At 54.5% G+C, this 23,156-nt stretch carries 21 protein-coding genes, 1 tRNA gene and 1 other RNA gene; 9 read left to right on the forward strand and 14 right to left on the reverse strand.

The window, feature by feature from the left end; all coding sequences use genetic code 11:
• Positions 1-208 precede the first annotated feature (208 nt).
• The 5 genes from QHG98_06915 to QHG98_06935 all read right to left on the reverse strand — a co-directional run bounded on the left by QHG98_06915 (position 209) and on the right by QHG98_06935 (position 5,814).
• Positions 209-709, reverse strand: a complete 501-nt coding sequence (locus tag QHG98_06915; protein ID MDH7597448.1) for a hypothetical protein — start codon at positions 707-709, stop codon at positions 209-211.
• Positions 710-778: 69 nt separating this feature from the next.
• A complete protein-coding gene (locus tag QHG98_06920) occupies positions 779-1,252 on the reverse strand; it encodes an IS1595 family transposase (GenBank protein ID MDH7597449.1) in 474 nt (157 codons plus the stop codon).
• Positions 1,215-1,706: an IS1595 family transposase gene (locus tag QHG98_06925; GenBank protein ID MDH7597450.1), complete on the reverse strand. Its 492-nt coding sequence runs from the start codon at positions 1,704-1,706 to the stop codon at positions 1,215-1,217. Before QHG98_06925 ends, QHG98_06920 begins: the two co-directional genes overlap by 38 nt.
• Positions 1,707-1,795: 89 nt before the next feature.
• A complete protein-coding gene (gene leuS / locus QHG98_06930) occupies positions 1,796-4,648 on the reverse strand; it encodes a leucine--tRNA ligase (GenBank protein ID MDH7597451.1) in 2,853 nt (950 codons plus the stop codon).
• 11 nt (positions 4,649-4,659) lie between these two features.
• Positions 4,660-5,814 (reverse strand): LL-diaminopimelate aminotransferase, encoded by a 1,155-nt coding sequence (locus tag QHG98_06935; protein MDH7597452.1) that lies wholly within the window; start codon positions 5,812-5,814, stop codon positions 4,660-4,662.
• Positions 5,815-5,896: 82 nt separating this feature from the next.
• On the opposite strand from QHG98_06935, the gene QHG98_06940 reads away from it, so the two are divergent.
• A complete protein-coding gene (locus tag QHG98_06940; protein MDH7597453.1) occupies positions 5,897-7,978 on the forward strand; it encodes an ATP-dependent DNA helicase in 2,082 nt (693 codons plus the stop codon).
• Positions 7,979-8,484: 506 nt separating this feature from the next.
• Positions 8,485-9,399, forward strand: coding sequence for a UDP-2,3-diacylglucosamine diphosphatase (locus QHG98_06945; GenBank protein ID MDH7597454.1), 915 nt, complete (start codon positions 8,485-8,487; stop codon positions 9,397-9,399).
• A 334-nt stretch (positions 9,400-9,733) separates the two neighbouring features.
• On the opposite strand, the gene QHG98_06950 is transcribed toward QHG98_06945, so the two are convergent.
• The 7 genes from QHG98_06950 to QHG98_06980 all read right to left on the reverse strand — a co-directional run bounded on the left by QHG98_06950 (position 9,734) and on the right by QHG98_06980 (position 14,662).
• Positions 9,734-9,818: transfer RNA gene (locus tag QHG98_06950), tRNA-Ser, on the reverse strand.
• 115 nt (positions 9,819-9,933) lie between these two features.
• Positions 9,934-10,320 carry a CBS domain-containing protein gene (locus QHG98_06955; protein MDH7597455.1) on the reverse strand — a complete coding sequence of 129 codons (387 nt, stop codon included), beginning with the start codon at positions 10,318-10,320 and terminating at the stop codon, positions 9,934-9,936.
• A 52-nt stretch (positions 10,321-10,372) separates the two neighbouring features.
• On the reverse strand, positions 10,373-11,035 hold the full coding sequence (locus tag QHG98_06960) for a metallophosphoesterase (protein MDH7597456.1): 663 nt from the start codon (positions 11,033-11,035) through the stop codon (positions 10,373-10,375).
• 373 nt (positions 11,036-11,408) lie between these two features.
• Positions 11,409-11,972: a DNRLRE domain-containing protein gene (locus tag QHG98_06965; GenBank protein MDH7597457.1), complete on the reverse strand. Its 564-nt coding sequence runs from the start codon at positions 11,970-11,972 to the stop codon at positions 11,409-11,411.
• 390 nt (positions 11,973-12,362) lie between these two features.
• Positions 12,363-12,917 (reverse strand): TMEM165/GDT1 family protein, encoded by a 555-nt coding sequence (locus tag QHG98_06970; protein MDH7597458.1) that lies wholly within the window; start codon positions 12,915-12,917, stop codon positions 12,363-12,365.
• A gap of 189 nt (positions 12,918-13,106) precedes the next feature.
• Positions 13,107-14,003, reverse strand: coding sequence for a cation diffusion facilitator family transporter (locus QHG98_06975; protein ID MDH7597459.1), 897 nt, complete (start codon positions 14,001-14,003; stop codon positions 13,107-13,109).
• 197 nt (positions 14,004-14,200) lie between these two features.
• A complete protein-coding gene (locus QHG98_06980; protein ID MDH7597460.1) occupies positions 14,201-14,662 on the reverse strand; it encodes a hypothetical protein in 462 nt (153 codons plus the stop codon).
• Between the two features lie 108 nt (positions 14,663-14,770).
• Between QHG98_06980 and QHG98_06985 the strand changes: the two genes are divergently transcribed.
• The 6 genes from QHG98_06985 to QHG98_07010 all read left to right on the forward strand — a co-directional run bounded on the left by QHG98_06985 (position 14,771) and on the right by QHG98_07010 (position 17,951).
• Positions 14,771-15,646 carry a hypothetical protein gene (locus QHG98_06985; GenBank protein MDH7597461.1) on the forward strand — a complete coding sequence of 292 codons (876 nt, stop codon included), beginning with the start codon at positions 14,771-14,773 and terminating at the stop codon, positions 15,644-15,646.
• A 108-nt stretch (positions 15,647-15,754) separates the two neighbouring features.
• Positions 15,755-16,123: a 50S ribosomal protein L7Ae gene (gene rpl7ae / locus QHG98_06990; protein ID MDH7597462.1), complete on the forward strand. Its 369-nt coding sequence runs from the start codon at positions 15,755-15,757 to the stop codon at positions 16,121-16,123.
• 10 nt (positions 16,124-16,133) lie between these two features.
• Positions 16,134-16,346: a 30S ribosomal protein S28e gene (locus QHG98_06995; protein ID MDH7597463.1), complete on the forward strand. Its 213-nt coding sequence runs from the start codon at positions 16,134-16,136 to the stop codon at positions 16,344-16,346.
• Positions 16,347-16,351: 5 nt separating this feature from the next.
• A complete protein-coding gene (locus QHG98_07000) occupies positions 16,352-16,522 on the forward strand; it encodes a 50S ribosomal protein L24e (GenBank protein MDH7597464.1) in 171 nt (56 codons plus the stop codon).
• Between the two features lie 3 nt (positions 16,523-16,525).
• Positions 16,526-16,975 (forward strand): nucleoside-diphosphate kinase, encoded by a 450-nt coding sequence (gene ndk, locus QHG98_07005; protein MDH7597465.1) that lies wholly within the window; start codon positions 16,526-16,528, stop codon positions 16,973-16,975.
• 259 nt (positions 16,976-17,234) lie between these two features.
• On the forward strand, positions 17,235-17,951 hold the full coding sequence (locus QHG98_07010) for a DUF99 family protein (GenBank protein ID MDH7597466.1): 717 nt from the start codon (positions 17,235-17,237) through the stop codon (positions 17,949-17,951).
• On the opposite strand, the gene rnpB is transcribed toward QHG98_07010, so the two are convergent.
• An RNA gene (gene rnpB / locus QHG98_07015) (RNase P RNA component) lies at positions 17,937-18,237 on the reverse strand. The two genes, QHG98_07010 and rnpB, sit on opposite strands and share 15 nt — an antisense overlap.
• 386 nt (positions 18,238-18,623) lie before the next feature.
• Between rnpB and QHG98_07020 the strand changes: the two genes are divergently transcribed.
• Positions 18,624-20,495 (forward strand): threonine--tRNA ligase, encoded by a 1,872-nt coding sequence (locus QHG98_07020; protein MDH7597467.1) that lies wholly within the window; start codon positions 18,624-18,626, stop codon positions 20,493-20,495.
• Here the strand turns inward: QHG98_07020 and QHG98_07025 are convergent.
• Positions 20,482-23,106 (reverse strand): S-layer protein domain-containing protein, encoded by a 2,625-nt coding sequence (locus tag QHG98_07025; protein MDH7597468.1) that lies wholly within the window; start codon positions 23,104-23,106, stop codon positions 20,482-20,484. The two genes, QHG98_07020 and QHG98_07025, sit on opposite strands and share 14 nt — an antisense overlap.
• Between the last annotated feature and the right edge of the window lie 50 nt (positions 23,107-23,156).

Genomic DNA, 23,156 nt, shown 5'->3' on the forward strand with positions numbered 1-23,156 from the left:
GTCAAGGAGATACTCGAGGTCATAATCCCGAGAAGAATGATCGATGATCGCACAATCCTGGAAATCATAAAGGCCAGCATAAAGCAAGAGTCTCTGCCAGAGAATCGCATCATCGAAGATCTGCCGCATCATCCTCTAAATAGTAGGAGATGACAATGTCAAGATAAAAAATATCAGATATTATCCATCCCAGTCCATCCTTGGTACCTCAGGTCACGTAATAAATCAAGTACATTCTGGTAACCTTTATGTCGTCTGTATTCCCACTAGCACTACCGCTATCTGTCCTCGTGTGTATCCCAAGAATATTGCCCTGGGTTCTCAGCAAACTCTGCCTAAGAGGGACTATCTGCGTTGCCCAAGAACCTCCAGAAGGAAGAAGCTTTCCTGCATAATATCTCGAACCCCTCGCGTCTCTGTAATGGGCATCGTTAATTACACGTCTTTCACTATCAGGTACATTGAGAGTAAAGAAGTTGTATTCATCATTAACCTCGTAAGCCATTAACACAAGGAGAACATCTGTGTTAGGTACCCTGTTTGGAAGGTTGAACGGTGAGGTATAATAATTAACCCTTCCAGCCTCGTTGCCAACAGCAAGAATATCTGAACTAAGTGGTATACTCTTGAAGGCAAGGCTTGCGCTATATGCAGACGATACAAACAAAAGACAAATAACCAAACCCATTAAAACTGTTCTACATTTCATAACAAATGATTATGCTAATTAATCATAAAGTTTTCGGTTTATCGATCTAGCGACTTATACCTTGCATCTTCAGTTTATAAAGAACTTATGGCAGAACATTGTGTCCAGCCAGAGGATGCGCAAGAGTTTCACCATAGCGAGCATTCTGCCAACAGGGTTCATCTCGCGGTTCAGCCTGATGAACTGGTAGTGTGCTGTGTACAGATAGAGGTTCTTCTTGGATACGCCTCTGAACGTTGCCATCCATGGTCGATAGATAGAGAATTCCGCCTCCACAGTGTTGATATGCACTCCACCACCCTTGCTGTACTCGCCGATAGAATGGTTCACACTTTCATGCATATCATCTGGCAGAATGTTATAGCTGACGTAGTCGTCGGTGTAGACGATTGTATCCGGGTCAACATCCCTCAGATACCGCTTCAACACGACTTTACTTTTGACGTTACGATGCGGTCGAATGCTCAGTCCGCCGCCTCTTTCAACGATTGCTATGACTTGAACCTTATCCGTGTCGTAAGTGCCTCTTCCCTTTGTTTTCAAGCCACGTTTCCTCGGTTCTCTCTATTACTTCCATGCCTTTTGAACCTGCTTTGACATATGCCTCATCCATCTCAACGACTCCACGAAGCTTATCTCCGATGTTTTTGCCATAGACAGTGGATCTCAACAGCTTGACCATATGGTATGCACTCTTGTAATTGATACCAACTGTCTTCGAGATCTCGAGAATGCTCACCTTGAATTGCAACATAAACGCAACGAAGAACCACACCCGTAAAGGCAACCTCGTATCCTGAAATATTGTTCCTGTCTTGTCGTTGAACCACTTATCGCAACTCCTGCAGTGGTATCGCTGATTTGGTGTATCACGCCATCTACCGGTCCTCACAACATGCTCAGAACCACAATACACACATCTGGCGCAAGCAGGCCATCTCATCTCACGCAACAGCTTGTAACACTCTTCCTCACCCGGCACGGATTCTATGTTCATACAAAACTTACATCGTCAATCAAGAATAAATAAGTTGTTATGAGGTGATGAGCGCCGATGGAAAAAGAGACCCGGCCTCCGCCGGCCGGTCACTCTATGTATATCGCAGGCCTTCCAGGCTCTGCATTCTGGGCCCTGCCCTTCGGGTCGTACTGCGGATCGTCCGCGGAGTAGACCTCAACTGGGCAGCCGAACGCCCGGGAGAGATACACCCTCTCCCTTGAAATAATCTCGAATTCGTCCAGTGCGAGCACATCCCCGCTCAGCGCGTGCGCCGACTTCGCAAGCTTACCACCGTACTTTGGGGCATCCTTCTTGTGGCTCTGGATCTCGGGATGGCTCATCGCGGATTTCATCAGAGCGCTCATGTCAAGCCTCCCGCCCTTCGAGACCTCAAGAGCCAGCCGGAGCATCTCCTTCTTCCATACAGGGGTTGTGTAAAGCACGATCCTTCCGGGCTTTGTCTTCGTCACCCTTATGATCTCCTCTATGTCCCTCTGCGTCTGCTCCAGGTAGGCCTCTGCCCGCTCTGCCTGCTCATCTATGAGCGATGTATCCGGAACTGGCCAGGGTGCCCTTGAGACGTATCCCTCGCCGATGTTCTGCCAGATCTCCTCGCAGATGTGAGGGGTGAACGGTGCCATCAGTCTGACCCACACATTCAGTATCCTGCGGAGCTGATTCCTTCCACCTCTCCTCTCGTACCACCTCAAATCGTTGAGCATGTGGTAGAACGCGCTCTGAAGCGCCCTTCTCGTCTGGATGTTGTTCAGCGCATCTGTCGTCTCGATTATCCTGCGCTGCAGTCTTGATAACATCCACCTGTCGATCAGTGTCAGCTCCGCGCTCTCATCTATGTCATTCCTCTCGATGATCTCCCTGGCGAGCGCGTAGAACCTCTCGACCTGCCCGCGCGTCGCCTGAGCGCCGTCGTTTCTCCAGTCCGCATCCTGGGTGTACTCTGCATTCGCAAGTATGTACAGCCTGGTGACGTCAGCTCCGTTCTCTGCCACAGCCTGCTTGAGCGTGAGTATCGGCCCTCTTGACTTCGACATCTTCTGGCCCTCCAGAGAGACGAACCCGTTCACGGCTATCGCCCTGGGCCAGAGGCTCTCCGGAAATATCGCCACGTGGTGGTACAGGAAGAAGAGCAGGTGGTTTGCCACCAGATCCTTTCCGGAGGTTCTGAGATCCACGGGATACCAGTACTCGAAGTCCTCGCGTATCTGTCTGACAGTCTCAACGTCCACTCCTGTGAGGGCTGCGACCTCCTCAGGCGAGCCCTTTCCGAGGAAGATGTGATCGAAGAACTGCGGGACCAGCCGGTCTGTCTTCATGCCCGCATTCACATACTTCGCCAGGATGTAGAAAGCCATGTAGATGGTGCTGTCAGCCAGCGACTCGATCAGCCACTCCCTGTCCCAGGGAAGCCTGGTCCCCAGACCTTTTCGCCTTGCGCACGCCTTGTCCTTGAGCCAGTCGATCTTGTTGATGAACTCCGCGCGCATATCCTCGGGAATGATCCGCATGCCGGCAAGACACTCCAGCACCCTGGACTTCCATACGGGATCAGAGTACTCCAGGAACCACTGATCGCGGACCATCTTGACGACACATCTCGCCCCGCACCTGCAGATAACCGGAGTCTCGCTGAACTCGTAAAAGATCTCTGCAACACCCTGATCTATGAGATCCTGGAGCAGGACGTCCTTTATCCTGTGCACCGGAGTTCCGGCGTATCTTCCGGTGATCTCCTTCAGCACGCCATTGTGAAACTCCCTGCGGTAGACGAGCTTCGTCGCCTCCTCAGCTTTCGGATCGTTCTGATCCTTCACACCCAGCTCGTTAACGGCATCCACCGCCGGGAACTCTCCATACTCCGGCACGGATATCAGGGAGATGAATTTTATATTGCGAATATCCTCTGTTATGCCATACCTGCTCAGATCCGCATCGTAGAGATCCCTGAGCGCGAGGTAATCCAGAGGCGCGTGAGCGGGGACGGACATGACTATTCCGGAGCCACTGTCGGGATCGACGAAGGTGGCTGGCAGGATGATGATCTCATCTCCGGTTACAGGATTCCTGGCCTTCTTCCCGATCAGCTCCTCCCCCGAGATCTCGCCGATCTTCTCAACGGATCTGTCAGTGAATGTGAGCTTGTGATACGCCTGTGGGCTCACTATCCATATCTCATCATTCACCTTTGCCACGTAATGAACGACATCTGGATTAACCCAGAGGTTCGTCACTCCGAAGACGGTCTCAGGGCGGAGGGTGGCACAGGGGAGCACCCTGTCATCGATCCTGAACTTTATCAGGGTGAAGTCAAGTATCGTCGCGTCCTCTCCCCTCAGTATATCGTGATCCTCTACGGGATTCTGATCGTTGGGACACCATCTCACAGGATGCGAGCCCTTGGTGACGTATCCCTTCTCCCTGAGTATTCCGAACTGCCACTCGATGAACCTGTTGTACGCTGGGTCTGTTGTTGTGAACTCCCTCCTCCAGTCTATGGAGTAGCCTATGCTCCTCATGGCGAGCTTCGCCTGCTTCCTGAAGTAATCGACTATCGCCTCGGGAGTTGTGAGCTTCTCCAGCTCCTCCTCCGGTATGCCGTGCAGCCTGGTGTATACATCCCATATCAGGGGATCACGATTCGCGATCAGCTCGCTGAGCCCGACTATCGGGGTACCTGTCGCGTGGAATGCCATCGGGAAGAGAACGTTCTCGCCCAGCATTCTGTGGTAACGCGCTATGGCATCGCCTATCGTAAAGGTGCGTGTATGTCCAGCGTGAAGGTTGCCGTTCAGGTATGGGTATGGTATCGTCAGGAAGAACTTCTTTCTCGAATCCGGCTCCGCGTGAAATACGCCCTCCTCCTCCCATATCTTCTGCCACTTCGCCTCGATCTCATGCGCTGAATACTCTTTACGCAACATACAGCCTCCTCTCAGAGATTCCTCAGCCTTTCAGCCGCCATCTCTATCCTCTCTGTCGGCTGGGTCACAGAGAGCCTTATGTAACCTTCGCCATGCTCGCCGAATCCAACGCCAGGTGTCACGACTATCCCAGTCCTCTCGAGAAGCATCTTGGCGTACTCCCTGGAGTCCCCGCCGGTCCACGCCCAGAGGTAGAAAGTCGCCTTCGGCTTCGAGAGCTCAAGTCCGATATCAGAGAGCGCTGAGTAGAGGATCTCAATCCTCTCCCTGTATACAGACCTCAACCCATCAACGATCTCCGACGGGCTTCTGAGCGCAGCTATTCCCGCGTCCTGGACCGCGCCGAAGTTACCGGAGTCTATGTTCGACTTGACCCTGCCGATGCCCTCGATGATCCTGGAGCTTCCCGAGACCATGCCTATGCGCCAGCCGGTCATGTTGTACGTCTTGGAAAGCGAATGAAACTCAACAGCCACATCCTTAGCTCCGGGCGCCTGGAGTATGCTGGGAGGCCGCCCGTCGAAGTATATCTCAGAGTAGGGGTTGTCGTGCATCACCAGAATCCCGTACTCACGGGCGAGGTCCACAAGCTCCCGGAAGAAATCAGATCCAGCTACCGCGCCGGTCGGATTGTTCGGATAGTTCAGAAAGATCATCCTGGGCCTCCAGTTCGGGTCATCCTCCAGCCTCGCCCTTATGCTTCTGAGATCAGGGAGAAATGAGTTCTTCTTAAGGAGAGGCATCCTCTCAGGGATGCCACCAGCAAACATCACCGCGGTGCTGTAAACTGTATACGCGGGATCCGGGACAAGGACCCTGTCACCGGGGTTTACGAACGCCAGCGGAGCATGCGCGAGCCCCTCCTTCGATCCTATGAGTGTCAGTATCTCGGTGGAGGGATCCAGCTCAACACCGAAGAGATCTCTATACCACTCAGCCACTGCCTCTCTGAACTCGATCTTTCCCTCGTAAGATGGGTACTGATGGTTTGCAGGTCTCTTCACAGCCTCACACATCTCTCTAACGATATGCTCAGGCGTTGGGATGTCCGGGTCGCCCACGCTCAGATCTATGACGTCAACGCCCCTCTCTCTCGCTCTCCTCTTGATTCCATCGATCTCTGCGAACAGATAGGGAGGAAGGGATTTTATCCGATCAGCGTACATTCATATCTCTCCGAAGATGCTGGAGGATCCAGATGCTGCCGCATCTAGTAGCGCTGTTTAGTATATAAGGGTAAGGGGATTCATGCTCACGATCAGAGATCTGACCAGATGGCTGCCTGAGAGCGTCATAGAGCTTTACGAGGCCCTGGGGATAGAGGAGCTGTATCCGCCTCAGGCCGATGCGATAGAGCGCGGGCTTCTCGACGGCAGGAACATGATCATATCAGTGCCGACTGCAGCTGGAAAGACGCTTCTCGCGGAGCTTGCGATGCTCAGGGGCGCGCTCTCAGGAAAAAGGGCTCTCTACATAGTCCCGCTGCGCGCTCTGGCCTCGGAGAAGTTCGATAGCTTCAGCAGGTTCTCCAGGCTCGGCCTGAGGATAGGGATCAGCACCGGAGATTTTGAGAAAAGGGACGAGCGACTGGGCAGGAACGACATAATCATAGCGACATCCGAGAAGGCGGACTCTCTGATACGGAACGGAGCCTCCTGGGTGCGCAGGATCGGCGTTCTTGTTGTGGACGAGATTCACCTCCTGGACTCAGCAAACAGAGGGCCAACGCTGGAGATGACGATGACGAAGCTCATGCATCTCAATCCTGAGATGCAGGTGATCGGGCTCAGCGCGACGATAGCCAACGGAAGGGAGATCGCGGACTGGATAAAAGGGGAGATCGTCTCGAGCGACTGGCGGCCCGTACGGCTCCGGGAGGGTGTGCTGCTGGAGGACAGGCTGGTCTTTCCGGATGGGGAGATACAGCTCGAGAACCGGAACAGGGATCCTGTGCTGAACCTGGTTCTGGATACAGTTGATCAGGGCGGCCAGATGCTGATATTCGAGAGCACCAGGAGGAATGCTGAGTCGATGGCTCAGAAGCTCGCCGGAGTTCTCCCGGAATCCGGGGAGACGATCGAGATTGCCGAGAGGCTGAGCGGCGAGGGAGAGACCTCGAAGAGGCTCTCCAAATGCCTGAGGCATGGGGCAGCGTTCCATCATGCGGGTCTCCTTCCTGATCAGAGGCGACTGATAGAGCTCGGGTTCAGGCAGAATATCATAAAGGTCATAGCATGCACTCCCACCCTCGCGGCCGGACTGAACTTACCGGCGCGCAGGGTTCTCATAAGGAGTTACAAGAGATACGAAGCGGGTCTCGGAACCCGCCCGATTCCGGTCATGGAGTACAGACAGATGGCAGGAAGGGCTGGCAGGCCGGGACTTGATCCCTATGGTGAGTCGCTCATCATGGCCAGAAGCGAGGACGAGCTCCACAAGCTCATGGATCGCTACATAATGGGCGAGCCTGAGGAGATATGGTCGAAGCTGGCCAGCGAGAGAGCGCTTCGCACGCATGTACTTGCAGCAATTGCTTCCGGATTCGCGGATTCGACCGACTCCCTTAGCAGGCTCATGGCGTCCACATTCTACGCCCGCCAGCAGGATCCATCGCACCTGGGAGAGACCATAGATTCTGTTCTCGGGTTTCTTGTGAGGAGCGATATGATCGAGGAGGATCTAAGGCCAACACCCCTCGGCTCTCTTGTATCCAGACTGTATCTGGATCCGCTGAGCGCCGTGATGATGATCCAGGGAATCAGGGGTGTCCGCAGGCCCTCTGAGCTCACGCTCATACATGTGATAACGATGACTCCTGACATGGAGCTGCTGTTCGTTCAGCAGAGCGATAACTGGCTCGAGGATTTCATCTCCGAGCACTCATCAGAGCTCGGGAGCGAGGAGAATCTCGACTGGCTCCTCAGAGAGGTGAAGACCGCCTCCATGCTCATGGACTGGATAAATGAGGTTCATGAGGACAGGATCGCGGACAGGTACAACATCGGCCCGGGAGATGTCATGAGGATAGCTGAGACCGCGGAGTGGCTCATGAGCGCTCTGCACAGGATATCGAAGCATATGGATCTGGGAGTCACGTATCTGGCCGAGAGGCTGGCGCTCAGGATACACTACGGCGCAGGCGATGATCTCTTACAACTCCTGGAGCTCAAGGGCATAGGCAGGGTCAGGGCGCGGAAGCTCTACCAGGCAGGCTACAGGAGCCTGGAGGATCTAAAAGCAGCTGATAAAACCACACTTTCAGAGATCCTCGGCCCGAAGATTGCGGAAAGGGTCATATCACAGCTGAGGGAATCTGATGTCCGGGCATGATCCTGAACTCGCCACGGAATATTCATCCACAGATAGATCCATGCGTCACCGGTTAAGATCGACATGTGTAGAATTGGACTTAATAGTCATATTTCGCCTCAGTACTGCTATCACGACTCAAGTCCACAGGGCGGTCGATTTGAATCAAACTCTCCACTATGGGGAGATCTCAATTTGTCAAATTTCATGATCAATATATTTACATAAAATCCTTAACCGATGACCAATGGAGACGGCTTACACATGAGAGAGCAGAGATCCGCTTCATCAGATGCATGAGGGTGCGGGGCGTCTCCCGGCGACGAACATGCTCGCTAAATTGCCCTCTTGACAGATTTCTAGATAAACGACTGTGCCATAGCGGCTTCACTTGATTGGTAACTCAAGTACGCTCACGATATTGAGCAAATACCCAGCGGATCACCAATAAGTTAAAGTATTACTGGGTTTGAATCATAATTATGTATTAACACTGAAGTGGGGGTAGTTGAAGGGGTGTAACTCTGATGTCAGTTGCTGTGATCTCTGATACACATTTCGGCTCAACATGCTCTGCTCTTTCAAGGCGCGATAATGTTGATTACCTCATATGGGAGCTCTGGAGGTACGGAGATGGCATCGATGAGGTTGTGCTTCTCGGCGATATCCTCGATCTCTGGAGGGTCCGGATGGAGAGCGCCATTCGCGATGCCAGCTATTTCTTCAGGCGGCTGGACGAGCTGGGCGTGAGAGTGAGCTATGTGGTGGGCAATCACGATCACCACATGACGATCATACGCCAGGAGCTCTCTCTTCTCGAGAGGGCCGCGAGGGGCGAGCCGTTCACAGTTTACCTTCCCAACCTGAGATGGTCGATGAATCTTGCTGGACTCAAGATGACATTCCATTATCCCACGTATGAGATGGTGATGGGGGGCAGACGCCTTCTTTTCACACACGGCCATCATCTGGATGGCATCAAATCGCTGCCTGTGCAGATATTCGAGGGCATACGCAGGCTATCGGGAGAGCCTGTGCTCCCGGCGGATCTCGAGAGGATGATGGCATATGCATATGAGAGCATCTACAGGTCCTGCTATCTGGGGGAGGCTGTGGAGATCGAGGAGTCGCTCTGGAGGGTCACGGGCATATTTGAGAGGGTGAGATCTGGAGTGCTCAGGACACTGAGATACAGCCCTGTTGAGTCTCAGTACGATGCCATCCTGAGGTTCATCAGAGAGCGACATCCAGGGAGGGTCGATTGTTTCATCTATGGAGATACGCACCAGGCTGCCATCTACAGAAAGGACGGGGATCTCCTGGTCGCAAACGCAGGCTCGCTCGCAGATGGTGGTGATAACACGTATCTAATACTCACAGATGATGAGATCCGGCTGCGAGGATTCGGCAGGCAGGAGCCGATGATGAGAATGGATGTTTGAGGTGCCATCCCTCAGATAGGATATCGTACAGCACGATGCTGATTCTTTTGCAGGAAGTGCTCCAATTCATACTCTGCCCGAGATCTTAGTGGGCTGTATGTAGTGGGCTGAGTGTGGGGTGTGGCTCAATCCCTCTTGCTTATCAACCCGGAGGAAATTCAATCTGGTTGCTGGAAGCACCCGTTCGCTCTCTGGGCCTTCGACGCAGTCGAAGATAAGTCGAAACGAGCGCATAGCAGGCTGGTGCTTCTCCTGCAGGCTATCAGTTTGATAAGAGTGTGGCCCCTTACCACCTTGGGCCGAAGGGCTCCTGCATTGCGACTTTAAAATTTAGCGCCGAGGGAGGGATTCGAACCCTCGATCCCCGAAGGGGAACAGGTTTAGCAAACCTGCGCCCTACCTGGCTAGGCTACCTCGACACAGATGAAATCATGGCAGCAGTGCATCATCACGCCACATCTCGCGCACCAGCTCTGCGCATGGCAGAAGCGCAAGAGTATGCGTCTCCACCTTACCATAAATAGCTATCGTTTATCACTTCACGCACCGCAGGAGGTCCTTGCTGGTGATGATACCGACAAGCGCGCCGTCCTGGACCACTGGGAGGCGGCGTATGTTGTGGCGCACCATGAGCTCAGCCGCCTCTCTGGTTGTGGCTTCTGGAGAGATCGTGATAAGCGGAGCTGGCGTCATTATGTCTGCCACGCAGACCTTCTCAGGGTCCAATCCGGCTGCAAAGACCTTTTTGAATATGCGACTTGTTGTGACTATGCCCTTTACCTCCTTCAGGAGCCCGCCCTCTGCGACGATCACGCAGCCCTTCGGCCCGCTGGCCATCAGTCTTATCGCATCTATGACCTTCGCATTCGGCGGCACTGTGAGCACCGGATAGCTCATCAAATCCATAACCCTGGCAGGCATCTCACCCACTTCGAAGTGCGGTATGGTAATACGCCTATAAATACTGAATCTATTATGCCATCAGCCATTCCACAGCCAGACTATCAAGATCTATCAGAGCAGCGTATCCCATGCGCGCCTCTCCAACATTAACCACCAGCGTATCTCCGAGCCTCGAGGCACCCCGATCCTCGTGGATGTGGCCGCATATAACCAGATCCGGCTGATGCTCCTCGATCACCCGGCGCAGACCAACGCTTCCAGACAGCTCTCCGTTGTACAGACGATCCCTCACACCTCTCGGCGGCTGATGCACCACCACCACCCGCCGCTCGAGATCGCGGAGGGGTCGAAGCAGATCGGTAAGTGTGCGGTAGAGATCCTCATCGCTGTGGTAGTACCTTGTCGGGTCGCCAATCCTCCTTGGGTTCCTCGCCACCATGCCGCCCATGCCCACAAACCCCACATTCCCCAGCACAAATGAGGATCGGTGGATCGGTATGAGACCGTGGCTGCGCCAGAGATCCTCAGCAAATGTCCTGGGATCCATGTTGCCAGGGACTATTAGCTTCATCTGCGGAAAGCGGGAGAGCTCATCAAGAACTGATGCAGCATCCTCCGGTCTCCCGTCATCGTGAAGATCTCCTGCTATCACCATCAGATCCGCAGAGCATCCTTTCAGAAACCCCAGTCGACAGGATGCATCATGAACATCGGCTATGCAGATCAGCCGCATAAGAAACCTCCATCGCGGAATACATCACAGTAGATCATGATACTGGTATGATTTGGAGGTTTCTCTCGTCATCCGGGTGTGCCTGATGCCCCGAGATCAGGGCGGAACATCCTCAAACAGCCAGAGACCCTCGATACACAGTTCCCGAACCCGGATATGTTGCCCCTGTCGATTATTGATGCAATTTTGGGATGATCTGAAAGGCATTCTGTGCGCGGCCCGATGAATGCTGTGAGAATTCCTAAGAACCAGTTTTTTTTTGATATAAAACAGCATCTATACAATTACTTAGCGACATGGGCAAATCGTGAAAAGGGGGGTTAATAGGAATACTCCAGTATTTCCACAAAAAAAAGGTGTGGCTCCAAATGAGCTACATTCCGGCGACATACTTGAGCTCTGTTGAGCCTCTCGATGCCTCAGATGAGGCCAGACCGATCGACGCGTCCCCTTCAGCGACGATCTTCAGACCGTAGGGGCATCCCTCTGTGCATGTCCTCACCGCCTCCTTGACTATGTCGGTGGCATCAAGTGTGTACTCACCAGGGGAGTCGATCTCGATTTCTGCGGATACATTCTCCACAGCCTCAGGGGCATCCTCCCATGTGAGCTCAGGGCTGATATATCCATGGACAAAGTACACCTTTATGACACCAGCTTTCTCCACTTCTGAGACCGTCAGTTTCAGTGTTGCCGTGGAGACCTGATCCGGGGAGGATATACCCTGATTGCCAAACGCATTGATGAATCCGATGTATGCGATCTTCACCGGCTCCCCTGCGTGTGATGCTACCCACAGCGTGGTCGCATCCCCGAACGTCTCATCCGGGCTGTCTCTGTCCACATATGTATCAGCATCGAGACCTGCCGTGAAGGTGCCCGCAAAGGCCGACCCCAGCAGCAGGAAAAGCATCAGCATTGCATAGACGAGCTTCAAACCAAACACCTCATGCCCTGATGATCCGCATAAATTAAAAAAGATTTGTGTTCATCTCGGACCTACATGAGATCCACACGATCACTGCAATTACTCAGACCACAGATGACATCGATACATATTGATGCATTCACTCTGCCTGATTTCCGGTTGTTCCACCATCAATGCAGGATGTGGATCGCGGTCTCGGATGATGAACACACCTGCGAATCTGCAAATACCGATTTCGTATCGATCTCTCAGCGGATGCGTCTGACTCAACGATTGCCTGGAGAGCAGGGTCGTCTTAAAGCTGCAGCATCAAGGCGACAGAGGTAGTGCATCTGTTTCTCAGTTATCAGTACACAAATATCAACTGCCGATGGCATCTGGCATTTGACGGGTTCCCTGCTAAAGCAGGAGAAGCAACACGCCCATTGCCACGAAGATCAGCCCCGCTGCCAGGGAGATTGTCCGCCGTTTTATGTACCTCAGTATGAACCTCCCAAGGTATATGGCGCTCAGTGAGAGCATGAAGAGGGCGAGCATGGTGCCGCCGAGAACCATCCACGGGTTGTACTGTGTGGCGAATATCGCGGATGCGATCTGTGTCTTATCCCCCCACTCAGCCAGAAATATGACCAGAAAGCCTGACAGGAACGGGCTGTCATCAAACCTCCTGCCCTCCTCTCCATCTCCATCGAGATCCCTCAGCGTGGTTATCCCGAAAAGCAGGAAGATCGCCGCAGAGATGATCTTCAGAATGTTCGCAGGAACGACTTCTGTTATCCATGCGCCGAGAAGTATTGCGAACCCGTCGACGATGAGAAAGGCCGACATCACTCCTGTGAGCAGCGTCAGATGTCTGCCTGTCCTGGTGGACAGCAGGAGAACAGAGAGCTGTGTTTTATCACCGAATTCCGCAATGGCGATGGTGATAAAGGGGATGAGAAGATCCGCAAGCATCCATCAGCGGTTGTCCATCTTATTTATAGCGATTTCTCTCTGAACCAACGCCTTCTACCATGCAGGGCAGCCAAGATCATTTTTTGTGGTCTGTACAGGAATGTGCGTCCAGCGAGGATGATTGCAGAGAACTGGTTCGGCGGGTGCTTCTTACTCAAAGGAGAGCATTTGATCATGGCGGCTCTGCCGTCAGTTCACATGCTTCTGGGATGCAACCCTGCCCTGGCCGCAGTACTCGTTCTCGAGCTGTATCGTAGCGTGCTCTATCCCGAAGATGGACCTGAGCCGCTGCCGTATCTCGTTGAGCGTCCTCTGATGGTCTGACTCCGGAGAGACCACAACATGTGCGCTTAGCACGATGTTCGAGGAGCATACGCCCCATATGTGAAGATCGTGGACCTGAATCACCCCGGGCGCTGTGGAGATCTGTTTCACGACCTCATCGGTTCTTATGCACTCGGGGACGCCCTCCATTATCAGGCGGAACGAGTCTTTGAGGAGCCTGTAGGAGCCGGCAAATATCAGAACAGAGATGAACACGCTGATGATCGAATCCGCGGTGTACCAGCCGGTCCTCCAGATCACAACAGCTGCTGCGATCACGCCAAGAGATGCTGCAGCATCTCCAAGGACGTGAAGGATCGCGGATCTGAGGTTCAGATCCTCCCCATGGCCGTCCCTGCTCAGAACGAATGCGACGAAGAGGTTCACGATGAGGCCGAAGCTCGCGATGAGAAGCAGATCCAGACCCTTCACAGGCTCCGGCTCCATGAACCTCCTGTACGCCTCGATGAGAATGACCAGGGCCACGAACCCCAGGGTGAGCCCGTTGGCAAGCGCCGCAACAACCTCGAAGCGGTGGAAGCCGTAGCTGTACCGCTCGCTGGCTGGAAGCGCTGAGATCCTGATCGCGAACCAGCTCAGACCAAGCGCGAAGAGGTCGAGGAATACGTGCGCAGCATCCGAGAGCAGCGCCAGGCTGCCGGTCCACCAGCTCCCTGCAAGCTCCGCTATCAGTATGGATACCGTGAGGATCATGGCCAGCGCAAAGCGCCGCTCAATAACTCCGATCTCGTGTGTCCGCATGGAGGATGCTCAGAGCTCCCCAGGCTCTGAGCCTGAATGTTCATTATCAGATGCAGGCCTGCCGGACGGCTTGGCAATGTGTATGAGCTTGGCAATGTGTATGATGTTGTGTATGAGGCTCAGATGGCTCATGAATACAGATCTATGTAAATCGAGAGAATGACGCGCAAAGCGTCACTCCTTGCCGGTCAGATGGCTCATGAATAACGCAGATCTATGTAAATCCCTCTCAGATATCCGTCCCTGTCCACCATGGCGATTACAGGATATGCGCCTCTCCTTGTGTGGATTTTGACCACTCCAATTGGGTTCTGGGTGTCGGCATCGAGCATGCTCAGCATGCCGCTATCTACCGTAACATATCCCAGAACAGTCCCCTCCCGGAGAGAGATGCTCTTCAAAGAGCTGTACCTACTGTCGCGATACTCTGCAGCCAGCCCTCCAGATGGATCATAGAATCTGTAGCTGAAGCCGCGGGCCGGCATCGTGGTGCATCCGTAGAGCCAAGGGGCATGCTCACTTATGAGCCAGGGCCGTCCAATGCCCATATTGAAGAGCGCCTCCGCCCTTCTCTCGCCGGGTGCATACTCAACCTGCGCACTTACAGAAGTGATAAAGAGCAGCGCAAGGAGCAGAAGACAGACTCCCAGTATTCTCATGGAATTCACTCTGATGTGATTGTAGTTATCTCTTTTGCATCGTCCGGAACACCGCCTCCTCGATAATATCCCAAAGATTAAATAACATCGCCGGGTACTGGGGGCTGAATGAATCAGAAGGAGTTTGCCAAGGCATTTGCGATATTCGTGGGCGCTGTGATGGTGCTCTCCGCGTTTGCGGGGTTTGTTCTGCGGAGCGGTGATGTGGAGACCCGGTCTGGGCCTGAATCGGTTGAGACCGCACCGCTCTCCGCCTTCGGAGTCAGGGGAAATCTGGTGGACATGAGCTTCTCCAGCATGCAGGACCTGCTTGAGATGTGCCCTGAGAGCACAACATTCGCATACTGGATCGATCTCGAGGCATCTCAGAACATAACAGATGCTGCAGCCTCTGTGATTCCCGAGATCTATCCACCTGCTGCAGGGCTGATCTACAGAGATAAGATGTACCCCACAGAGATCAAGCGAGGGGCATCGGTATTCTTCAACAACACGTGGGCTGAGTTCCACTGGGTCATGCCATTCAGCTACAACTACCAGGGGCTTGTGATACCCTACAGCGATTTCATGATCATACCGGCGACCGGGGATCTGGGAAGGGTTTTCGGGAGGCCGACGCTGTTCGGCCCTGAGAGCGCACTGAAGCAGATCCTCGACGTGATCCTTGGCGGATTTCCGACGGATCGACTGACCCTGGCGTACGATGAGGTAGCGGATCTTCAGATCGCAGGCGTCGGTGGCGTCGAGAACGCCCCGCTAGGCGGCGGGTACGATGAGTTCTACGCAGGCATCTCCCAGAGGGAGAACGGCATTTATGTGAGCTGCAGGTTCATGTCTCCCCAGGGGAACACGCTGACAAGGATACAGACGCTCGCCACCAAATACAAGATGAGCATCTCGCGCGATGGCAGCATTTTGCGACTTGACGGAACTGTATCACCAGAGGAGCTGAAGGGCGTGATCGCAGATCTGCTCGCGCCCTGACAGCGTAAGCTTTTTAGATACGGAGATGTAGCTGGATCTGTTCATTCGAGTGAGGCAATTTTCCACGATGAATGATGATGGGCTGCTGCCCTGAAGGAGATGTGTGATATGGCTAGACCGATATATGTGAGGTTTGATGTTCCACCTGAGCTGGCATCCAAGTCGCTTGAGGCGCTTGAGCTGGCTCGAGATACCGGAAGGATAAAGAAGGGAACGAATGAAGCTACAAAGGCCGTGGAGCGAGGGGTTGCGAAGCTCGTGATAATCGGAGAGGACGTGGAGCCGCCAGAGATAGTGGCGCACCTGCCCCCGCTCTGCGAGGAGAAGAACACCCCCTACGTGTACGTTAAGAAGCAGAGTGACGTGGGGGCGGCTGCCGGTCTGAGCGTGAAGAGTGCGGCAGCGGCGATAATAGAGCCGGGAAAGGGAAAGGAGCTGTTGGAGGAGATAATCCAGAAACTCCAGGCTCTGAAGTAGGTGATAAATAGTGGCTGAGGAGAACGGCGTCCCCGCTGAGGTCATAGAGGTCATCGGGGTCACCGGAATGCATGGAGAGGCCACCCAGATCAAGTGCAGGATACTGGAGGGCTCGAACAAGGGCAGGATCATAACCAGGAACTGCATGGGGCCTGTGAGGGTTGGCGACGTCCTGATGCTTCTGGAGACCGCGCGCGAGGCCAAGAAGCTGACAGGCAGGTGATCCCCATGGAAGAGAGAAAATGCTCATTCTGCAACAGCAGGATCACTCCTGGCACGGGGAAGCTGTACGCAAAGAAGGATGGGACTGTGTATTACTTCTGCTCGTCCAAGTGTGAGAAGAACATGAAGCTTGGCCGCGTGCCCAGAAAGATAAAGTGGGCTCGAAAGGGGGCATAGAGGCTGGAGCGCACATTTGTCATGATCAAGCCGGATGGCGTGCAGAGAGGGCTTGTTGGCAGGATAATCCAGCGGATCGAGGATAAGGGCTTCAAGATAGTGGCGATGCGCCTGTCGGTCATGGACCGGGCGCGTGCTGAGAAGCACTACGCAGAGCACGCGGGAAAGCCCTTCTACAGAGACCTCGTCGATTTCATAACCTCCGGCCCGTCTGTGCAGATGGTCGTCGAGGGGAAGGGCGTTATATCTGCCATGAGGAAGATGAACGGCGCGACCAACCCTGCCGAGGCGGCTCCCGGCACGATCAGGGGAGACTTCGGAATAGAGACCGGTCGCAACGTGATTCACGGCTCGGACTCTCCGGAGTCTGCAGCCCGCGAGATAGCCCTCCACTTCAGCGACTCGGAGATATTCGAGTACAGACGCATCGATGAGCCCTGGCTTTATGAGTGAGCTGGGCTCAGACTCATTTTTATCTCAGTGCATCTCCCTCGAGGTTTCTGTGAAGCCATCTCAAAACCGGCATCATCAGTCGACTTCATCAAGCGAGTCGATCTTGGCATCATAAGCACGTCCGAACCATCGAGGCGTCTGGCTCTTTTGAAACAGCTATTTTGAGCCAGTCTCTGGCTGGAGCGAGAATTATTTCTGCTCGCAGAGATGAAATTTATGAGAACACGCGATTCGATGGCCGCCTGTGTGGAGGAATCGGATGAGCCAGAACAATGGGGATCTCGACTGCGATCTGCATGGCCGGAAGACCTCATGGGATTGCGAGATGGGTCAGCGCTCTATATGCATGCCGGAGAGCCGAAGCGAAGGAGATTCATATCCTCACGGTGGCGAGAGGGCCATACGCGTCAACAAGCCCGGGATAAGGGTGCTGGGGATCGCAGAGAGCTTCGTGCGTTCCGACCCTGTGTCCAAGCTGTCAGGCATTGTGATGCGCGGTGATCTGCGCATCGACGGCGTCGCGCTTGCGGAGATCACCGTGGGCGGGATGGACGCGACTGAAGGGGTGCTCTCGATATACAGAAAGCTCAACAGAGAAGATATCAATATTCTAATGCTGAGCGGAAATGTGGTCAGCTGGTTCAACATTATAGACCCGGAGAGGATACAGAGAGAGACCGGCCTGCCGGTGATCAGTGTCACATATGAGGAGTCCGAGGGGCTTGAGAGGTACATAGAGGAGTACTTCCCTGGAGATGCTGAGCGGCTCAGGAGATACAGGGCGCTGGGCGAGCGGAGCGCTCTCAGGCTTAAAACAGGATACGACCTTTTTGTGAGAGCACATGGCCTGTCTCTGAAAGAGGCCAGGTCTGTGCTGAACAGATTCACACTTGAGGGAAGAATACCTGAGCCTGTAAGGGTTGCAAGGCTCGTCGCAAGAGCCGCAATGAGAATTGGGCGCGAGTCAGGAGAGTAAGCCCCCTTCTGTTTCGGCGGCATTCAGCTTAGCGCCATACCCGGGCAAGGGGCTGGACACCCCCAGAGCTGCCCTATTTTGGCTTGCACCCACAGGGTTTCGCCGTTTCAGCTGCATTCCGTGAGACCTCCGCCTTTCGGCATCATCGCATTATCACGGCGCAGTCCCGTTTCTGTGCCAGAGCCGGAGCTCTCGCCCCGCATCATCGCGATGCCTGTGTGTCCAGAGGTGGGGGGACTTTCCACACCGGCCGATGCCGGCCAGCGGCAGCCGCCCTTCCTCTCTCGCGCCCGTTTTTGCGTCCCGGAACGAGGGACCCTTTCTCACAGACAAGTCCGCATATGAGCGGGCTCCGCATGAAGTCACTCAACCCGGGACGACTGCTGTCCTGCGATCTCCGGCCACGAGATCCAGAGTAAATACAGTCAATTCCAGGCTAGATATAGTTTTTCGATCGCCTCTCTGTGTGGTGGATCCCAAGACTTTGACCTTACGTGCCCGGCGGTTTGCAGGGTTTCAAAATCATGATACCACTCTGGCGTTGACCATATACATTCGGGATGTGGTGAACACAGCGCGGAGCCACACCTTTGTGTGCTGCCGCGTGGGCGTGATCTTGCATGGCCATCGAAAGGTTTACTTAGTGACAGGCCATCCTCCCATCCGTATCGGGTGATACTATTGCAATTACTTCTGATACATTCAGACTTCATAGAGTTCGAGGCGAAGAAGCCAACAAAGTTCGCAGAGGAGGTGCCTGAGGAGGCGAAGTCGGGCAGGCTTGAGGAGGCACTCTGCGCATTCATCGCGGTTGAGAAGTTCGATGAGGACGACCCAGATGCTGTTGTGGCACAGGCTGCCGGAGAGATCGGGGATGTGGCAAAGAGGGTCAATGCGGAGAGGATAATGCTCTACCCCTATGCACATCTGAGCCCAGCTCTCTCCTCGCCGGAGACGGCTGTGCGCGTTCTCAGGGATCTCGAATCTGCGCTGAAGAGCAGCTTCGAGGTCGCACGCGCCCCCTTCGGATGGTACAAATCATTCACGATAAGATGCAAGGGGCATCCGCTCTCAGAGCTATCAAGATCGATAAGGCTCGGCGAGGGAGAGGTCGTCTCCCAGGCCCTAAAATCCGAGGCGAAGGCGATATCGCACTGGCGCATCATGAAGAAGGGCGGTGAGATGGTCCCTCCGGAGGAGTTTGATTTCAGCGGGCACGAGCGGCTCGAGAAGTTTGTGAGATACGAGATAGAGAAGAGCCGGGCGGTCGACAGGATCCCGCCACATGTTGAGCTCATGCGGCGTCTGGAGCTCGTGGACTATGAGCCAGGCTCAGATCCTGGAAACATGAGGTACTATCCGAAGGGCCGCCTTGTGAAATCGCTCCTGGAGAGCTACGTCACCGACAGGGCGCTCGAGATGGGCGCGATGGAGGTCGAGACGCCGGTGATGTACGACATGGACCACCCAACGCTGAAGAAGTACCTGGACAGGTTCCCGGCAAGGCAGTACACAATAGAGGCTGACAAGAAGCACCTCTTTCTCAGATTTGCCGCCTGCTTCGGCCAGTTCCTGATGGGGCATGATATGACCGTCTCCTACAGGTCACTGCCGCTAAGGATGTTCGAGCTCACACGCTACAGCTTCAGGCGGGAGCAGCGCGGCGAGCTCGTCGGGCTCCGCAGGCTGAGGGCATTCACAATGCCCGATATGCACACGTTCTGCAGGGATATGAGCTCCGCGATGGAGGAGTTCAGGAAGCAGTACGAGGCCAGCATATCAGTGCTCAGGGATGCAGGTCTGGATCTGAAGGATTATGAGGTCGCGATAAGGTTCACGAAGGATTTCTATGAGAACAACAGGGCGTTCATAGAGGGGCTCGTCGATATCGTGGACAAGCCAGTGCTCATAGAGATGTGGGACGAGCGCTTCTTCTACTTCGTGCTCAAGTTCGAGTTCAACTTCGTGGACGCGCTCGACAAGGCGAGCGCTCTGTCAACGGTGCAGATCGATGTCGAGAACGCAGAGAGGTACGATATCGGCTACGTTGATGCAGACGGAAACAGACAGAGACCGATACTCCTCCACTGCTCTCCATCAGGCGCGATAGAGCGTCTGATGTACGCGCTTCTCGAGAAGCAGGCGATGATCGCTGCAAACGGCGGCGTCCCCATGCTTCCCACCTGGCTCTCGCCAACCCAGGTTCGCATCATACCCGTGGCGGAGCGTCATCACGCCAGAGCGATGGAGGTCGCTGAACAGCTGAACTTCAGGGTCGATGTGGACGACAGGGATGAGACTGTGGGGAAGAAGATCAGGGACGCTGGCAGAGAGTGGATACCCTACGTTGCTGTCATAGGAGACGATGAGCTCTCCACAGGGCTTCTGACAGTGACCGTGAGAGAGGGCTCAGCATCCGGAAACCAGAAGATCAGGATGAGCGTTGAGGAGCTCCGCGCCAGACTTCAGAGCGAGACCACAGGCAAGCCCTGGAGGAGGCTGCCACTGCCGGTGAGGCTCTCCGAGCGGCCTAAGTTCGTCTGAGGCCTCCACGCATTCTCATCAGAGCTGATGAGATGATGGCCACCATAAATGCAGCAGCTCCAGCCCCTGGAGATGCTGTCCTGCTCTTTTTTGCGTCGCTCTTCTCCTCACCATGGAGATCCGAGCTCATGCTGTCATTTGAATCAACACTGCTCCTATTTCCCTGCGCAGGGGATAACCGGGGAAGGGTGCCGTAAATAGGGGATGAGAGGTTGAACGTGGACCTCGTCACCGTCTCGCCCATGATGTTCTGGACCCTGAGCTGGAGCGTGTATCTGCCTGGAGCTGCCGGAACCCGCTCGATATGTGGCTCCAGCGCGTTTATGTCACCAACCAGCGTCTGGTTTCTCTGGCCGACGACCGTGCTGTTGTTCCACAGGAAGAACGCGAGCCTGCTCCCGGAAGCAAATGACATGCTCTGGCCCCTGGAGTAGTAGATCCTCCCATCGGCTCCGAGGATCCTCTCAATCCTGCCGGCCTGGTCGAATAGGACGCCCACGTTCGCGGAATGGGAATCGTTGATGTAAAGAATGGCATTCGTCGGGGCGATGTCTGCATCCGGCACAACCATGTCATTCATCACAGGCACAGTGCCGTTCCAGGTCCACTCAAACCTCCAGGTATCTCCTGAACCCCTGCCCATGGGTATCTCCTTAAGCGACACGGTCCTTCCGAGAGGGTCTATGACCTCTGCGAGCATGCCTCTCATCTCTCCGGCCTTCACTGTGGCGTTGAATGCGACAGGCGGTGCTGCATCAGGCGGAACTCCGAGCTGGATTATCCTCGGCATGGGGACGACGTACGCCACTGTGTATGGGAAGTATCTGAGCGTATCGTTGTCCGCAACCGCGAGATACAGGCCCCTTGTCACACCCGGATACTCCGGCCAGATCTCGACAGACGATCCCTTCCCCAGCGACTTCGACTCGTCATTCACCATGTAAATGCCCTTTGGAGTGGTGAAGATCACCATGTCGCCTATCTTGGAGCCGCCCTCGATCGGGAGGTAGATCTGATCGGAGATCTGGAAGACGCCATCTATGACCGCGATCTGTCTCTCCCCATCCCTGAATATCTCTCCGACATGAACCGCAAGCACCGGGAGATCCTTGATATCGAACACGTCCTTCTTGTAAACATACGTCGAGTTCGAGTTGATGGTGCTGTTGTCCACGATCCTGTTGTTCTTGAGAAGGCTCACGAAGATCCTGTCCTTTCCCACGTCTCTTATTAGAAGCGAGTACCCGTCTCTGAAGAAGTATATGTTCCCGGATGTTGCTATGTCCTGAGCGTCAGTGTCTATCAGAACCCTGCCGAGGCGCTCGTAGTCGAACATGCTCTTATCTCCGATCTCGGAGCTCGTGTTTCTGCCATATCCTGCAAACCAGAGCTCTCCGAACAGGCTCAGGACGTAATACTCTCCCCACGACTCGCGCTCGAAGCGTTTCGGCTGGATGTACGTGTAGTACAGCATCCCCCTCATGGAGCCGACCCGGGTTCCGTTCATCTCCACAGGCACTATCGGCCCGAACCTCGGGATGACCCGCCTGGAGCTGCTGTTCATGACGAACGTCTCGCTTCCGATCATGTCCTTGTCGTCAAAGTAGAATCCGGCGTAGTTCCTGTAATCCCATACAGCATTGACATAAGCAGGGATGTCCTCGATGATTTTCTGAACCCTCAGATCGCCTTCATGGAAGACAGCCCCTCTTATCATGTACCTCCCGTACTCTGTGTAGATGCCGACCGGATAGTATCTCAGGGTGGGGCTGTCCATCACCCTGAGCGCGAGCCCTCCGGCGATTTGGACAAGACTGTCGGGGCTGAGGGCGATATCATCGCTGTTCCTGAGCTCAATGCGATCCCCGGATATATCATTCACCTTCAGCAGTCCCACCCTGGTGCTGTCTGTGAGGACCACAGCCGGGGAGGTGCTGACCTGGAACAGACCGTCGATGTCCACCCTGTCCTCATCTCTGCCGTGCATTCCCGAGCGGATGTGAAGCATTATCAGAGGGATGTCGCTCTCCGGGTGCTTCCAGACATACGTGCTGCCCTCCTCGACGACCGCGCGATCCACCTTTGAGCCGTCCCTGAGCAGCTCTATGAACGCCTTTATTCCGTCATCCGAGACGCTGCTCAGCGCCACACTGTAACCATCACCCAGAATCAGGGGCTTCTCAGATGAAATCGTGTAGCGATCATCTGAATCTATCAGAATCTCGCGGAGCTCTCCCTTCTCCAGGGAGCTTATCTCCTCTGTGACCGGCCCCTCAGGATACCCTGCGAGGTACCGCTTCCCCAGGAACCCTATCCAGAGGTACTCTCCCCAGTTTTCGTACTCGAAGCGCTTCGCCACAGCGCGGCACGAGTATATCAGCCTCCCTTCCTCGATCGTTCTTCCTGAGGGGGTGATGTAAAGGGATTCGCTCCCCATGCCCTCATTCAGGTCGTAGACGAACCATCCGAAATCCTCTGCGTTCCACACTCCCTCTGCGGTTGCAACATGGCCCCTGATCTCGGCGATCTCAGATGGAATCTGACCAGCAGATACTCCTATCGTGAGCAGCGTGATGCTGATAACAAGGCCAATGTGTCTCGATGATCCCATTTGCCAGACCTCTGGATAACTCCTTATATCTACCTCTCCATGAGCTAAGC

It is taken from the genome of Methanothrix sp. (assembly GCA_029907715.1).
Lineage (GTDB): Archaea > Halobacteriota > Methanosarcinia > Methanotrichales > Methanotrichaceae > Methanothrix_B.

Bases quoted from the DNA above. Each gene is read 5' to 3' on its own strand.
- QHG98_07010 (MDH7597466.1), top strand. From the start codon at position 17,235: ATGAGCCAGAACAATGGGGATCTCGACTGCGATCTGCATGGCCGGAAG.
- QHG98_06945 (MDH7597454.1), top strand. From the start codon at position 8,485: ATGTCAGTTGCTGTGATCTCTGATACACATTTCGGCTCAACATGCTCT.
- QHG98_06980 (MDH7597460.1), bottom strand. From the start codon at position 14,662: ATGAGAATACTGGGAGTCTGTCTTCTGCTCCTTGCGCTGCTCTTTATC.
- leuS (MDH7597451.1), bottom strand. From the start codon at position 4,648: ATGTTGCGTAAAGAGTATTCAGCGCATGAGATCGAGGCGAAGTGGCAG.
- QHG98_07000 (MDH7597464.1), top strand. From the start codon at position 16,352: ATGGAAGAGAGAAAATGCTCATTCTGCAACAGCAGGATCACTCCTGGC.
- QHG98_06960 (MDH7597456.1), bottom strand. From the start codon at position 11,035: ATGCGGCTGATCTGCATAGCCGATGTTCATGATGCATCCTGTCGACTG.
- QHG98_06940 (MDH7597453.1), top strand. From the start codon at position 5,897: ATGCTCACGATCAGAGATCTGACCAGATGGCTGCCTGAGAGCGTCATA.
- QHG98_06915 (MDH7597448.1), bottom strand. From the start codon at position 709: ATGAAATGTAGAACAGTTTTAATGGGTTTGGTTATTTGTCTTTTGTTT.
- QHG98_07025 (MDH7597468.1), bottom strand. From the start codon at position 23,106: ATGGGATCATCGAGACACATTGGCCTTGTTATCAGCATCACGCTGCTC.
- QHG98_06935 (MDH7597452.1), bottom strand. From the start codon at position 5,814: ATGTACGCTGATCGGATAAAATCCCTTCCTCCCTATCTGTTCGCAGAG.
- QHG98_06955 (MDH7597455.1), bottom strand. From the start codon at position 10,320: ATGCCTGCCAGGGTTATGGATTTGATGAGCTATCCGGTGCTCACAGTG.
- QHG98_06985 (MDH7597461.1), top strand. From the start codon at position 14,771: ATGAATCAGAAGGAGTTTGCCAAGGCATTTGCGATATTCGTGGGCGCT.
- QHG98_06970 (MDH7597458.1), bottom strand. From the start codon at position 12,917: ATGCTTGCGGATCTTCTCATCCCCTTTATCACCATCGCCATTGCGGAA.
- QHG98_06975 (MDH7597459.1), bottom strand. From the start codon at position 14,003: ATGCGGACACACGAGATCGGAGTTATTGAGCGGCGCTTTGCGCTGGCC.
- rpl7ae (MDH7597462.1), top strand. From the start codon at position 15,755: ATGGCTAGACCGATATATGTGAGGTTTGATGTTCCACCTGAGCTGGCA.
- QHG98_06925 (MDH7597450.1), bottom strand. From the start codon at position 1,706: ATGAACATAGAATCCGTGCCGGGTGAGGAAGAGTGTTACAAGCTGTTG.